Raw genomic sequence first — 13527 nt, forward strand, 5'->3', positions numbered from 1 at the left:
GCTAAGCAGACCGGCATCAGGAGTACAGCTAAAGATTCTTACGTATCATTAGCGCTCGTGATGGTTTCGGAGCTGCCTCTCGATCAGGTGCGGACGCTGCTCGCGGTGGTCGACGAGGGCACGTTCGACGCGGCGGCCTCCGCCCTGCATGTGACGCCCTCGGCGGTCAGCCAGCGGGTCAAAGCCCTGGAGCAGCGCACGGGCCGGGTCCTGCTGCTGCGCACCAAGCCGGTGCGGACTACCGAGTCCGGCGAGGTGGTCGTGCGCTTCGCCCGCCAGCTGGCCCGCCTGGAGCGGGACGCGCGCGCCGAGCTGGGGATGAGCGGGGCCGGGGAGCCGACCCGGGTGTCGATCGCGGTCAACGCGGACTCGCTGGCCACCTGGTTCCTGGGCGCGCTCACCCGCGTCCCGCGCGATGTGCCGGTCTGCTTCGAACTCCGCCGCGAGGACGAGGACCATACGGCGGCCCTGCTGCGCGAGGGGCTGGTCATGGCCGCGGTGACCTCGTCACCGGACGCCGTGCCGGGCTGCTCGGTCCGGGCGCTGGGGCGGATGCGCTATCTCCCGGTCGCGAGCCCGGAGTTCAGGGAGACATGGCTCGCCGGCCCCTTGCGGGACACGCTGCCCGAGGCACCGGTGGTGACCTTCGACCGGCGCGACGACTTCCAGGACACCTTCGTACGGCGGCTGCGGCGCGGGCAGGGCGGGGCGAGTGCGGTACGACACCTCGTGCCGACCTCGGAGGGGTTCGTCGCGTCCGTCGCCGCGGGGCTGGGGTGGGGCATGGTCCCGGAGATGCAGGCCGCGCCGCTGCTCAGCGCTGGGCGACTGGTGAACTTCGCGCCGGAGCGTCCGGTCGACGTACCGCTGTACTGGCAGCAGTGGAAGCTGGACTCGCCGGCGTTGGCCGCGGTGGCCGACGCGGTGGCGGCGACGGCGATGGAGGCGTTGCGTTAGGAGGGCTGGGTGGGTCGTTGGTCGGCTGACGCGCCATCGTGGCTGGTCGCGCCCACGCGGCGGAGCCGCATGTCGACACAGCCCCGCGCCCCTTCAGGGCGCCTGTCGAACCCGGGACAATTGGGCGGCGACGCTGTCCAACAGCATCTCCAGGGCCGTTGGATACGCGCTGTCCACCATGCGGGTCGCCAGCAGCGGGGCCGCCTCGGCGATGCGGGGATGGGTGGTGCGCGGCAGGCGCGCGTAGGTCGAGCGCCACATCGCCTCGTCGGCGCGGAGCGAGGCACTCGGCAGGGCCAGGGAGGCCGCGTCCAGGGCGGCGAAGGCCAGGGTCTGGTCGATGAACGCGTGGTAGATCCGCACGGTGTCAGGCAGCGGGAGGCCGGCCGTGCGCAGGACGTCGAGTACGGCCTCGTCGGCGGCCAGCTCGTTGGCCCGGCCGGTGACCCGGCTCGCCGTGAGCTGGGCGGCCTGCGGGTGGGCGACGTAGGCGGCGTGGATGCGCAGACCGATCGCGCGCAGGTCGGCCCGCCACTCCCCCGTCGGCTCCCAGCCGCGCAGCGCCTGCCCGACGAGGGCGTCGCCGATGGCCAGGGTCAGCTCGTCCATGCCCCGGAAATAGCGGTAGAGCGTGCTGGGGTCGGCGTCCAGGGCGAGGCCGAGGCGGCGGGCCGTGAGACCGGCGCTGCCGTGTTCGCGGAGCATGCGCAGGGCTGTGTCGACGATCAGCTGCTCGGACAGGACGGTGCCGCTCTTGGTGGGACGGCGCCGTCGCCGTTTCTCCTCCGGCACCACCGGTTTCGGCATCGCGGCCTCCTCGCCCACCCTTATGCCAACGCCATTGACCTTATCCGGACGACCGGCGTTGTATCTCCGGCAGGGGCCCGTCGACTTTCGTACTTCTGCGTTCCGCGGTGAAGGAGTTCTTGTCATGCGTGTACTGCTCGTGGGAGCCGGTGGCGTGGGTGGCGCGATCACCTGGATCGCGGCCCGGCGTCCGTTCTTCGACGCGATGGTGGTCGCCGACTATGACCTGTCCCGGGCGGAGGCGGCGGTCGCCACGCTCGGGGCCGAGGGCGCCCGGTTCCGTGCCGAGCGGCTGGACGCGAACGACGAGGAGGCCGTCGTGGCGGCGCTGCGCGCGCACGAGTGCGACGTGCTGCTCAACGCGACCGACCCGCGCTTCGTCCTCCCCCTGTTCCGGGCGGCGCGCGCCGCCGGGGCCAACTACCTCGACATGGCGATGTCGTTGTCCCGGCCACATCCGGACCGGCCGTACGAGGAGTGCGGGGTCAAGCTCGGGGACGCGCAGTTCGAGGACGCGGCCGAGTGGGAGAAGGCGGGCGCGCTGGCGCTCGTCGGGATGGGGGTGGAGCCGGGCCTCTCGGACGTGTTCGCGCGCTACGCCGCCGATGAACTCTTCGACGAGATCGAGGAGATCGGCATCCGCGACGGCGCGAACCTCACCGTCGACGGTTACGACTTCGCGCCCTCCTTCTCCATCTGGACCACGATCGAGGAGTGCCTCAACCCGCCGGTCGTCTACGAGGCCGACCGCGGCTGGTTCACCACGGAACCGTTCAGCGAGCCCGAGGTGTTCGACTTCCCCGAGGGCATCGGCCCGGTGGAGTGCGTGAACGTGGAGCACGAGGAGGTGCTGCTGGTCCCGCGCTGGGTCGACGCGAAGCGGGTCACCTTCAAGTACGGGCTCGGCAACGAGTTCATCGACACCCTGAAGACCCTCCACCTGCTGGGACTCGACCGCACCGAACCGGTCACCGTGCCGAGTGCCGCGGGGCGCGTCGCCGTTTCACCGCGCGATGTCGTCGCCGCCTGTCTGCCCGATCCCGCGACGCTGGGCGACCGTATGCGCGGCAAGACCTGCGCGGGCACCTGGGTGCGGGGCACGAAGGACGGGGCGCCGCGCGAGGTGTACCTCTACCACGTGGTCGACAACCAGTGGTCGATGGCGGAGTACGGCTCCCAGGCCGTGGTCTGGCAGACCGCGATCAACCCGGTGATCGCCCTGGAGCTGCTGGCCACGGGCGCGTGGACCGGCTCGGGTGTGCTGGGCCCGGAGGCGTTCCCGGCCGGCCCGTTCCTGGACCTGTTGACGGCGTACGGCTCGCCGTGGGGTCTGCGAGAGCAGTGACCCCGGCTCAACTTCCCTCCGGCGAGGGCGAGTCGGGAAGCCTCAGGGTGAAGGTGGAGCCGGCGCCGGGTGTGCTCGCCGCCTCGACCGTGCCGCTGTGGGCGGCGGCCAGGTCGCGGACGATGGACAGGCCCAGGCCGCTGCCCCCGGTGCGGCGGCTGCGGGACTGGTCGGCGCGCCAGAACCGCTCGAAGACGTGCGGAAGGGCCTCGGGCGCGATGCCGGTACCGGTGTCGGTGACGGTCAGGACGGCCCGGTCGCCCTCGCGCCACGCGGTGAGGGTCACCGTGCCGTCGGCCGGCGTGTGGCGCAGCGCGTTGGACACGAGGTTGCCGAGCACCTGGCGCATGCGGACCGGGTCCGCGTCCAGCCAGAGGGTGCGGTCCACCTTGGTGAGCAGGACGACCCCGGCCGTATCGGCGGTGACACGGTACGCGGCGGCGACCTGGTCGAAGAGGTCCTCGACGCGCACGGGTTCGCGGTGCAGCCGCAGGGTGCCGGCGTCGGCCGCGGCCAGGTCCTGGAGGTCGTCGATGACGCGCTGGAGGACCATCGCCTCCTCGTGCAGCGAGCCGAGGAGCGCCGGGTCCGGTTCGACGAAGCCGTCCCGGGTGACCTCCAGCCAGCCCCGGATGTTGGTGAGCGGGCTGCGCAGTTCATGGGCGATGTCGCTGACCATGGCCTTGCGCTGCGCCTCCATGCGCTCTCGGCGATCGGCGAGGTCGTTGAAGGCCTCGGCCAGGATGCCGGTCTCGTCCCGGGTCCGCACCGGCACCCGGACGTGCAGCTCCGGCGGCTGCTGGGCCGCCTCGGTCAGCGCGCGCAGGGGACGTACGAGCCTCGTGGCGACGACCGCCGTCACCAGGACCGTGAGCGCCAGTACGGCCGCCGCCGCGCCGACGACCTTTGCCTTGTTCGCCGGGGAGACGTCGAAGCGGGGGGCGGTGGTGTCGCCGCCGCCCAGGAACAGTTCGGCCACCGGTGCTACGTAGGGGTCGAGTTGGGCGCGGCGGGCTCTGTCGGTGCAGGCCTCCGCCTTTCGTATGTCGGCCGCGTCGCCCAGCTTGTTGTACGCGCCCGTGATGTAGCGGGAGCCGAGGCTCTTGTCGAAGACGTCGACGCCGAAGTAGGGGGCCTTGAAGTTCACTCCTCCCTGCAGCATGCAGGGCTGGGCGCTCACGATCAGTTTCTTCAGTGCCTTGTTCTCGGTGGCGGTCGGGGTGTTGAGCTTTCCGTCGGCGCACGGCGTGGGCACATTGTCGTTGGCGTCCTTGCCGTCCGCGTCGGTGAGGACGGGACGACCGCTCGGCGTCATCGTGATGGTCGTGTCGATTCCGTTCTGTTTGAAGCACGCCTGACGGTCCTTGGCCAGCACCGCCAGCCGGGCCCGCTCCTTCGCGGTCACCCGGTACGGTCCGACGACCCGGGGGTCGAGGCCGCTGAGCTGTGCGCCCGGTTCCGTGTACGTGTCGGTGTGCAGCGGGTCGACGCTCGCGGCGGCGCGGGGCGGCAGGGACGTGCCGTGCGCCGCGGAGTCGGCGATGAGGGTGCGGTCGGAGGTGGTGAGGGCGATACGCCGGCCCATCTTCTTCGACAGGGCGCGGACGGTGGGGGCGACGCCCTTCCAGTCGGGGTGGGTCGCGGCGTATCCGCTGAGCTGCGCGAGGATGCGCATGTCGTCGGCGAGGTCCTGTCCCTGTTCCTCCCGGATGGCCCGGGTGGTGGTCTGCACCGCCAGCCAGGCCGTCGCCCCGACCGAGCAGAGGGCGATCAGCACGGTGGCGACCAGCAGGCGGACCAACAGCCGCTTGCGCAGCGGTATCCGGGGCCTCATGCTCGACCGCCGCGCAGCTTGTAGCCGACGCCGAACACGGTCAGCAGCCGGGCCGGCCGGCGCGGGTCGGCCTCGATCTTCTTGCGCAGGTTCATGATGTGGACGTCGACGGCCCGTTCCGTGGACGCCCGGTCCAGGCCCCTGGTGTACTGCAGCAACTGCCGCCGGGAGAAGACCCGTTCGGGCTCGGCGGTCATCGCGAGCAGGATCTCGAACTCGGCCGGTGTGCAGTCCACCGGTGTCCCGTCGCAGCGCACCTCGTGCCGCGCGGGATCGACGGAGAGACCCGCCGCCCGTACGACGGTGTCCTCCTGTCTGCCCTCGACGGTACGGCCGCTGCGCCGCAGGACCGTGCGGATGCGGGCCATCAGTTCGCGCGGGCTGTAGGGCTTGGTCATGTAGTCGTCGGCGCCGAGTTCCAGGCCGAGCAGGACGTCGTCCTCGGCTGAGCGGGCGGTCAGCATCAGGACGGGGATGTCGTCCTCGCCGCGCAGCGCCCGGCACACCCCGAAGCCGTCGATCACGGGCAGCATGAGGTCGAGCACCACGAGGTCGGGCCGGAGTTTCCGGGCCGCGGTGATGGCGGCGGCCCCGTCGTGGACCACGGTCGCGGTGTGGCCTTCGGTCAGCAGGGAGCGTCGTATCAGCTCGGCCTGCATCTCGTCGTCCTCGGCGACCAGCACATGTGCGCACATTGGGCGGATCCTAGGCGGTCAGTGCGAGAGAAACGCGGCGTCGCCCATGACGACGACGGGATGCCGGGCCGGGTCAAGGGTGCGCAGCAGTTCCTTCATGTGGTCCTCGGCGATGCTGACGCAGCCGTGGGTGGGGCCGCCGTGGTCGACGTGGATCCAGATGCCGCCGCCCCGCGAGGCGCCGAGGGGGCGGGTCCAGTCGAGGGGTGAAGTGCCGGGCTGCCGGTTGTAGTTGATGGCGATCACGTAGTCGAAGGACCCGGCCAGCGACTCGCCCTCGAAGCCGGTGCCGGGCGAGACGAAGCCCGACCCCTGGTCGTACGACAGCTTGGTGCCGGGGTCCTTGAGCAGTCCGCCCGCGTCGGTGAGCGAGTAGACACCGATCGGTGAGCGCAGGTCGCCGGCCATGTGGTGGTCGGACCAGCCCTTGAGCGCGTTGTGCGCGGCCCAGCTCGCGGTCTGCTGCCAGCCGTCGTCGGTGCGTTCGTACAGGGCGAGGGTGGAGACGGAGGAGTTCGCGCCGCGGCCGGTCACCAGCACGGCCTGCTCGGTGCCGGTGGGTATTCGCGCCAGCGTCTTGGGCCCCACGCCCGGGAGTTGGCGGGGTGCGGCCTCGGCGGATATCGCCGAGGAGGGCGAGGCCGGGGGCGTGGAGGCGGGAGCGGGCGTGGCGGCGGAGGGGTGGTCCGTCGCCGCCACCGCACCGCCGCCGCATCCCGTGAGAAGCAGGGACACGGCGACGAGTGCGACCGGGGACATACGAGTGATCATGAGTCGACGATGACCGACACATGTGAGGAACTCGTCAGCTCCTACGGCTTGGCCGGCTTGCCTTTCGTGTAGAGCCAGGTGTGGAGCAGAACGTCCAGCTTCTTCCCCGACTTCTGTTCCGCAAGGCTGATGAACTGTGCGGTGGTGCCGTGCCCGTAGCGGTGTCCGCCCGCCCAGGCGCGCAGGATCGCGAGGAAGGTCTTGTCGCCGACGGCCAGGCGCAGTTCGTGCAGTGCCATGGCCCCGCGGGCGTACACGGGCGTGCCGAAGATGTTGGCGCCGCTGCCCGGGTCGCCGGGCGGGAACGCCCACAGGCCGTCGGTCGCCTTGCGGGCGTACAGCGCGTCGAAGGTCTGCTGGGCGGTCTTGCCTCCGTGCTGCTCGCTGTAGAGCCACTCCGCGTAGGTGGCGAAGCCCTCGTTGAGCCAGATGTCCTTCCAACTGGTGAGGGAGACGGAGTCCCCGAACCACTGGTGGGCGTTCTCGTGCACGAGGGTGCTGAGGTCCGGCGCCGAGTCGTAGATGGGCCGCCCCTGCGTCTCCAGGGCGTAGCCGACGTCCGGGGCGTGGTCGACGATCGACCCGGCCGAGCGGAACGGGTACGGGCCGAACAGCTTGCTCTCCCACTCCAGGACGGAGGGCAGCTTCTTCAGCACGGGCGCGGCGGCGGTGGCCTCGCGGGGGTCGACGGCGTTGTACACCTTGACCCCGTCCCGGGTGGTGTACTGCTCGACCTTGAACGTCCCGACCGTCGCGGTGGCGAGGTAGGCGGCCATCGGCTCGGGCGCGTGCCAGCGGAACGTGGTCTTCCCGTGAGCTGTCTTCTGGCCCAGGAGAACGCCGTTGGCGACCGCGGTGCGCCCCTGCGGGACGGTGATCGTGAAGTCGTACGACGACTTGTCCTTGGGGTGGCTGTTCGCCGGGAACCACGTCATCGCGCCCTGCGGCTCGCCCGCCACGAAGGCCCCGTCGTCGGTGGCGATCCAGCCGTCCGCCGAGCCGTCCGGGTCGGTGACCTGCTTGGGGACGCCGTTGTAGGTGACGGCGATCTGGAACTCCTGCCCCTTGCGCAGCGCCCTGCGCGGGGTGACGACGAGTTCCTGTCCGTCGCGGCGGAAGCCGGCCCTGACGTGGTCGACCGTCAGGCCGGTGATCGTCAGGCCCTTGAAGTCGACGTCGAATCGGGTGAGCTTCTCGGTGGCGCGGGCGGCGAGGACCGCCTTGCCGTCGAGGTGGCGGCTCGCCGGGTCGTAACGGAGCGTCAGCCCGTAGTGGGCGACGTGGTAGCCGCCGTTGCCGGAGAGCGGGAAGTACGGGTCGCCCACGCCGGACGAGCCGATCGTGGTGGCTCCGGCCGGCGCTGCGGCGGCGAGCAGGGCCGCGACGGCGACGGGGACGGTGGCCACGACGGCGCTGCGGCGGAGGACGGCGGTGCGTCTTGTGGACGGCTGCCGGAGGTGCGTCACATGCGCTCCTACAGAGTGAGGGGGGTGATCATTCGTCTCAGAGACTAGGCCGCCCGCCCCCTCGGAATCCTTCATGTGCGGGTCAAGTTACGCCGCGTCGCCCCCACGCCGGGCCTGTCCCCGGACGTAGGCTCGCGGCACCACCGCCGCCCGAGGGAGCCCCGCCCGTGACCGTCCGCGTGCGCCGTGTCTACGATCCGCCCGAGCCGCAGGACGGCGTCCGCGTCCTGGTCGACCGGCTGTGGCCGCGCGGCCTGTCCAAGGACGCGGCCCGCGTCGACGAGTGGCCCAAGGCCCTCACCCCGTCGAACGAACTGCGCCGGTGGTACCACGCGGGCGAGGGGTCGTACGAGGAGTTCAGCGGCCGTTACGAGGCGGAGCTCGCCGAGCCGGAGGCGGCTCAACTCCTGCACACCTTGCGGAACTTGGTCCGTATGGGGCCGGTGACCCTGGTGACGGCCGTGAAGTCGCCGGAGCGGAGTCACGCCTCGGTGCTGGCCCGCCTCCTCGACAGCTGAGGAAGCGGGCCGTGGCGCCGCCCGGTCAGGCGGTCTGCTTGGCCGCCGCGCGGCCCGCCGCGCGGCCGGAGAAGAGGCAGCCGCCGAGGAAGGTGCCTTCGAGGGCGTTGTAGCCGTGCACGCCACCGCCGCCGAAGCCGGCCACCTCGCCCGCCGCGTAGAGTCCGCCGATCGGCCGGCCGTCCGCCCCCAGCGCGCGGGAGTCCAGGTCGGTCTGGATGCCGCCGAGGGTCTTGCGGGTCAGGACGTGCAGCTTGACGCCGATGAGGGGGCCGGCGGCCGGGTCGAGGATGCGGTGCGGGGTCGCTACGCGGCCCAGGCGGTCGCCGATGTAGCGGCGGGCGTTGCGGATGCCCTGGATCTGGGAGTCCTTGCTGTACGAGTTGGTCATCTGGAGGTCGCGGGCCTCGATCTGACGGCGCACCACGGCCGCGTCGAGAAGCGGTTTGTCGGTCAACTGGTTCATTTTCTCGACCAGTTGCTCCAGGTTGCCGGCGGTCACGAAGTCGGCGCCCTTGCGCAGGAAGGCGTCGACCGGGCCGGGTGCGCCCTTGCCGAGCAGCCGGTCGCGCAGCACCGCCTTCTTGTCCTTGGCGGTGATGTCGGGGTTCTGCTCGGAGCCCGACAGCGCGAACTCCTTCTCGATGATCTTCTGGGTGAGGATGAACCAGGAGTGGTCGTGCTCCGCCAAGTCCGCTGTCGTCCGCAGGTACTTGAGGGTGCTGAGGGTGTCGTAGCCCGGCAGGCACGGGTCGGGCAGGCGGCGGCCGAGGGCGTCGAACCACAGGGAGGACGGGCCCGGCAGGATGCGGATGCCGTGGCCGGGCCAGACCGGGTTCCAGTTCTGCAGGCCCTCGGTGTAGTGCCACATGCGGTCGCGGTTGACCAGTCGTACGCCCGCCTCGGCGCTGATGTCGAGCATCCGGCCGTCGACGTAGGCGGGGACGCCGGTGACCATCTCGGCGGGCGGGGTGCCGAGGCGTTCGGGCCAGTACTGGCGGACGATGTCGTGGTTGGCGCCGATGCCGCCGGTGGTGACGACGACGGCCTGCCCGGTGAGTTCGAACTCGCCGATCGCCTCACGGCTGGAGGAGACACCGCGCGCCGAGTCGTCCTCGGCGAGGACCGTGCCGCGCACACCGCGCGCCTCGCCCTCCTCGACGACCAACTCGTCCACCTGGTGGCGGTAGTAGAAGGTGAGCAGTCCGTCCCGGGCGGCCTGCTTCGCGTAGTTCACGAAGGGTTCGACCACTCCGGTGCCGGTGCCCCAGGTGACGTGGAAGCGCGGGACGGAGTTGCCGTGTCCGTGGGCGCGCAGGTCGCCGCGCTCCGCCCAGCCGACGGTGGGCAGCAGCTTGATGCCGTGGCCGTCGAGCCAGGTCCGCTTCTCGCCGGCCGCGAACTCGACGTAGGCGCGCGCCCAGCGCACCGCCCACGAGTCCTCGTCGTCGACGCGGTCGAAGCCGGCGCTGCCCTGCCAGTCGTTCCAGGCCAGGTCGAAGGAGTCCTTGATGCCGAGGCGGCGCTGTTCCGGCGAGTCGACGAGGAACAGTCCGCCGAAGGACCAGAACGCCTGCCCGCCGAGGTTGGCGGAGTTCTCCTGGTCGACGAGCGCGACCCGGCGTCCCTGGCTGGTCAGTTCATGGGCCGCGACCAGACCGGCCAGCCCGGCTCCGACGACGATGACGTCCGCATCCATGGCGACCGTTGCCCTTCTCGTTGGGTTCACTTGGGGATTCGGTTGGGGTTCAGCTGGGAATCAGTGGATTTCTCAAGGGAGTTGCTACGGGGTGCCGCTGCCGTCCGTCAGCAGGGCGGTGAGGAGTTGCTTCAGCCAGACGCGGGCGTGCTCCACGTCCTTGTCCAGCAGCAGTTGGGTGGTGACGCCGTCGTACGCGGCGACCACGGCGTACGCCGCCGTGTCCAAGTCACCGAGCACGGCGGGGAGTTCGGCGCGGGCGAGGCGGTGCGCGATCGCCCCGCGCAGCCGGGCCCGGTGCCCCAGCAGAGTCTGCGCCACGGCGGTGTCGCGGGCCGCGTGCACCAGGAAGTCGGTCTTCACCAGAAGCCAGTCCAGGTCGAGGAGCAGCACGTCGGTGACGCGGTCCACGGCGGCGGGGACGTCGAGGTCGGGACCGTCGAGGGCGAGCGCGCCGGCCACCTGCTCGGCGATCAGGTCGGCGCGCTCCTGGTAGAGCGCGAAGAACAGCTCGTCCAGGCTGCCGAAGTTCGAGTAGAAGGCGCCCCTGCTGTAGCCGGCGGCCTCGCAGACCTCCTCGATGGAGACCCGGCCGAAGCCTTTCGCGGCGAACACGGCGAACGCGGCGTCCAGCAGATTGGCGCGCGTACGCACCCGGCGCCTGGTCACCCGCTTGGTCGTCGCCTCCGCCACCATGCCCGGACCTCCGCGTCCCGATGTTCGATACGTGAATGTATCCGATACACCGGTGTATCCAAAGAGCGGGTCGCTTCAGATGACGGTCCCCGCCTTGATCACGTGCCGCAGGTGCTGTTCGGGGCGGGTGAGTACGTGGATGTCGTCGAGGGGATCGCCGTCGACGACGAGCAGATCGGCGTGGGCTCCGACGGCCAGGGTCCCGATCTCGCCCTCCATGCGCAACAGACGGGCGGCCGTGGTGGTCGCGGCCCGCAGGATGTCGGCCGGGGGCTGGACCTGGGCCCGCAGGGCGAACTCCTCAAGCTGCGCGCTCTGCAGAGGCCCGAGCAGATCACTGCCGTAGACCAGGTTGACGCCTGCCCGGTGGGCGCGTTCGAGGGCGGCCAGGCCCGCCTCGCGCACGTCGGCGATCTTCCGGTACGTCTGCTCGGGCATGCCCGCCTGCTTGCCGAACCGGGCCATCTGGTCGTAGGTGACGAGGGTGGGGACCAGGTAGGCGTCGTGTTAGAGGAGGAGGCGGAGGGTGTCGTCGTCGAGGAGGTTGCCGTGCTCTACGCACCGGACGCCCGCGCGCAGGGCCAGGTTGACGCTGCGGGGGTGGTAGGCGTGCACGGTGACGTAGCGGTTGTGGTTCTCGGCCTCGGTGACGGCGGCGCGGATCTCCTCGTCGGTGTACTGGACGGCCGAGACCTCGTCGTGGGGTGAGGCGACCCCGCCGCCGATGAGCATCTTCAGGTGGGCGGCGCCCTTGCGGAACTCGTCCCGGGCGGCGATCCGCACGGCTTCGACGCCGTCGGCCGTACGGGCGCCGAGGTTGTCGCGGCCCTGGCAACAGGGCGCGGTGTCCGCGCCGAGCGGGCGGATGTCCCCGTGTCCGCCGGTCTGCGACAGGGCCTTGCCGCCGTGGATCAGCCGGGGGCCGAGCGCGAGGCCTCCTGCTGATCGTCGGCGTCTTCGCCCTCCAGTTGGGCTTCGTTCTCTCCTACATCGGCGCCTTCCACGCGCCCAAGCCCCCTCACATTCCGGTGGCTGTCGTCGCTCCCGCGCAGGTGTCGGGCCAGGTCCTGAAGCGGCTCAGCGCCCTGGACGGCGACCCGATCGACGCCCGAGCCGCCACCACCGAGCACCGGGTCCGCGCCCTCATCCTGGACCGCACCGTCGACGCGGCGATCCTCGTCGACCCGAAGGGCGCCCCGGACACCCTGCTGGTGGCCTCGGCGGGCGGTCCCGCCGTCTCCTCCACGGCCCAGCAGATCGCCCAGACCATCGAGACGGACCGCCACCGCCAGGTGACGATCACCGACATCCGCCCGCCCGCCGCCAGCGACGGCCGGGGCATGTCCTCCTTCTACCTCGTCATCGGCTGGATCGTCGGCGGCTACATGGCCGCCACCATCCTCGGCATGGCCGGTGGAGCCCGCCCGGCCAACCGCCACCGGACCGTCATCCGGCTGGGCTCCCTCGCCCTGTACGCGATCGCCTCGGGCCTGGGCGGGGCGGTCATCGCCGGTCCGCTCCTGGGCGCTCTGGAGGGTCACTTCGCCGAGTTGTGGGCGCTGGGTGCGCTGATCGTCTTCGCCTCGGCCGCCACCACCGTCGCCTTCCAGGTGCTGTGGGGCGTCATCGGGATCGGGGGGACCATCCTTCTCTTCGTCGTCCTGGGCAATCCCAGTGCCGGGGGCACCTATCCCTCCGTACTGCTCCCGCCGTTCTGGCGGGCGGTCGGCCAATGGCTCCCGCCGGGCGCCGGCACCACCGCCGTACGCAACACGGTCTACTTCTCCGGCAACGCCATCGCCCAGCCCCTGTGGGTGCTCGGCGGCTACGCGGCCCTGGGCGCCGCCGTGGCCGTCACCGCGTCCGCCCTGCGCCTCCGCCGCAATCAGCGCCTCACCGACGCATAACCGAACCGCATGGGAACATATATTCGAATAGGGAGTACGCTGGTTCCATGACCGCGCACCACCTCCAGGGCTCCCTCTTCGACCAGACCGACCAGCTCCGCCTCGGCCCCCTCCACGGGATCCGCCGCACCACGCTGGGTCTCGGCGCCTGGATCGACGTGCTGCCCGGGTGGCTGAGCGGCGCCGACGCCCTGTTCGAGGAACTGGCCGCCGAGGTGCCGTGGCGCGCCGAGCGCCGTCAGATGTACGACCAGGTCGTGGCCGTACCCCGGCTGCTGGCCTTCTACGGCGCGGACGACGCGCTGCCGCACCCGATGCTGGCCGAGGCCCGGGACGCGCTCTCGGCGTACTACGCGCGGGAGTTGGGCGAACCGTTCACCACGTCCGGGCTGTGCTACTACCGGGACGGCCGGGACAGTGTCGCCTGGCACGGCGACCGGATCGGGCGGGGTGCCCGCGTGGACACGATGGTGGCGATCCTCTCCGTGGGCGCGCCCCGCGACCTGCTGCTGCGTCCGCTGCGCGGCGGCGCGTCGGTGCGGCACGCGCTGGGGCACGGCGATCTGATCGTGATGGGCGGCTCCTGTCAGCGGACCTGGGAGCACTGCGTCCCCAAGACCACCCGAGCCGCGGGACCGCGCATCAGCGTGCAGTTCCGCCCGCACGGCGTGCGCTGAGGCGGAGAGGCGGCCGCTTCGGACGCGCGCGGGGGCCGCCTCCGGCGGACGGTGCCGGAGGCGGCTTCCCCCGCGCGCGCCAGGACTGTACACGTCTGGTTGGCTGGATCCCGGATGATTGGCCGGATCCGAACAGCACCACCAGGCAAGGAACG

General features: G+C 71.3%; 12 protein-coding genes and 1 pseudogene. 5 read left to right on the forward strand and 8 right to left on the reverse strand.

What is annotated here, in order from left to right; all coding sequences use genetic code 11:
• The first annotated feature begins 60 nt into the window (after window positions 1–60).
• Complete coding sequence (locus OH768_RS03580) at window positions 61–957, forward strand: LysR family transcriptional regulator ArgP (RefSeq protein ID WP_406465124.1); 897 nt, start codon at window positions 61–63, stop codon at window positions 955–957.
• Window positions 958–1050: 93 nt separating this feature from the next.
• On the opposite strand, the gene OH768_RS03585 is transcribed toward OH768_RS03580, so the two are convergent.
• Window positions 1051–1764, reverse strand: coding sequence for a TetR/AcrR family transcriptional regulator (locus tag OH768_RS03585; protein ID WP_406449910.1), 714 nt, complete (start codon window positions 1762–1764; stop codon window positions 1051–1053).
• Window positions 1765–1888: 124 nt separating this feature from the next.
• Between OH768_RS03585 and OH768_RS03590 the strand changes: the two genes are divergently transcribed.
• Complete coding sequence (locus OH768_RS03590) at window positions 1889–3109, forward strand: saccharopine dehydrogenase family protein (protein ID WP_406449912.1); 1221 nt, start codon at window positions 1889–1891, stop codon at window positions 3107–3109.
• Window positions 3110–3116: 7 nt separating this feature from the next.
• On the opposite strand, the gene OH768_RS03595 is transcribed toward OH768_RS03590, so the two are convergent.
• Genes OH768_RS03595 through OH768_RS03610 form a run of 4 tightly spaced genes read right to left on the reverse strand, consistent with a single transcriptional unit; the run spans window position 3117 to window position 7875 of the window.
• Entirely contained in the window at window positions 3117–4943 is a 1827-nt protein-coding gene (locus OH768_RS03595; protein ID WP_406449914.1) for a sensor histidine kinase, read from the reverse strand.
• A complete protein-coding gene (locus OH768_RS03600; RefSeq protein WP_406449916.1) occupies window positions 4940–5638 on the reverse strand; it encodes a response regulator in 699 nt (232 codons plus the stop codon). The genes OH768_RS03595 and OH768_RS03600 overlap by 4 nt, the downstream gene beginning before the upstream one ends.
• Before the next feature lie 18 nt (window positions 5639–5656).
• Complete coding sequence (locus OH768_RS03605) at window positions 5657–6409, reverse strand: L,D-transpeptidase family protein (protein WP_406449918.1); 753 nt, start codon at window positions 6407–6409, stop codon at window positions 5657–5659.
• A 41-nt stretch (window positions 6410–6450) separates the two neighbouring features.
• The gene (locus tag OH768_RS03610) at window positions 6451–7875 is read right to left on the reverse strand and encodes a M1 family metallopeptidase (RefSeq protein WP_406449920.1); all 1425 of its coding nucleotides are present in this window, start codon (window positions 7873–7875) and stop codon (window positions 6451–6453) included.
• 167 nt (window positions 7876–8042) lie between these two features.
• On the opposite strand from OH768_RS03610, the gene OH768_RS03615 reads away from it, so the two are divergent.
• Window positions 8043–8393: a DUF488 domain-containing protein gene (locus tag OH768_RS03615; RefSeq protein ID WP_406449922.1), complete on the forward strand. Its 351-nt coding sequence runs from the start codon at window positions 8043–8045 to the stop codon at window positions 8391–8393.
• A gap of 25 nt (window positions 8394–8418) precedes the next feature.
• On the opposite strand, the gene OH768_RS03620 is transcribed toward OH768_RS03615, so the two are convergent.
• From OH768_RS03620 to OH768_RS03630, 3 genes and pseudogenes are all read right to left on the reverse strand, one after another.
• The gene (locus OH768_RS03620; RefSeq protein ID WP_406449924.1) at window positions 8419–10092 is read right to left on the reverse strand and encodes an FAD-binding dehydrogenase; all 1674 of its coding nucleotides are present in this window, start codon (window positions 10090–10092) and stop codon (window positions 8419–8421) included.
• 84 nt (window positions 10093–10176) lie between these two features.
• Window positions 10177–10788: a TetR/AcrR family transcriptional regulator gene (locus OH768_RS03625; RefSeq protein ID WP_406449926.1), complete on the reverse strand. Its 612-nt coding sequence runs from the start codon at window positions 10786–10788 to the stop codon at window positions 10177–10179.
• 75 nt (window positions 10789–10863) lie between these two features.
• A pseudogene (locus OH768_RS03630) lies at window positions 10864–11703 on the reverse strand (amidohydrolase family protein).
• A gap of 53 nt (window positions 11704–11756) precedes the next feature.
• Here OH768_RS03630 and OH768_RS03635 point away from each other — a divergent pair.
• Together OH768_RS03635 and OH768_RS03640 are read left to right on the forward strand one after the other, a co-directional pair.
• Entirely contained in the window at window positions 11757–12695 is a 939-nt protein-coding gene (locus OH768_RS03635) for a DUF3533 domain-containing protein (RefSeq protein ID WP_406449928.1), read from the forward strand.
• Window positions 12696–12742: 47 nt separating this feature from the next.
• Window positions 12743–13372 (forward strand): alpha-ketoglutarate-dependent dioxygenase AlkB, encoded by a 630-nt coding sequence (locus OH768_RS03640; RefSeq protein ID WP_406449930.1) that lies wholly within the window; start codon window positions 12743–12745, stop codon window positions 13370–13372.
• The last annotated feature ends 155 nt before the right edge of the window (window positions 13373–13527 follow it).

Origin of the sequence: Streptomyces sp. NBC_01622, from assembly GCF_045209635.1 — a bacterium.
Lineage (GTDB): Bacteria > Actinomycetota > Actinomycetes > Streptomycetales > Streptomycetaceae > Streptomyces.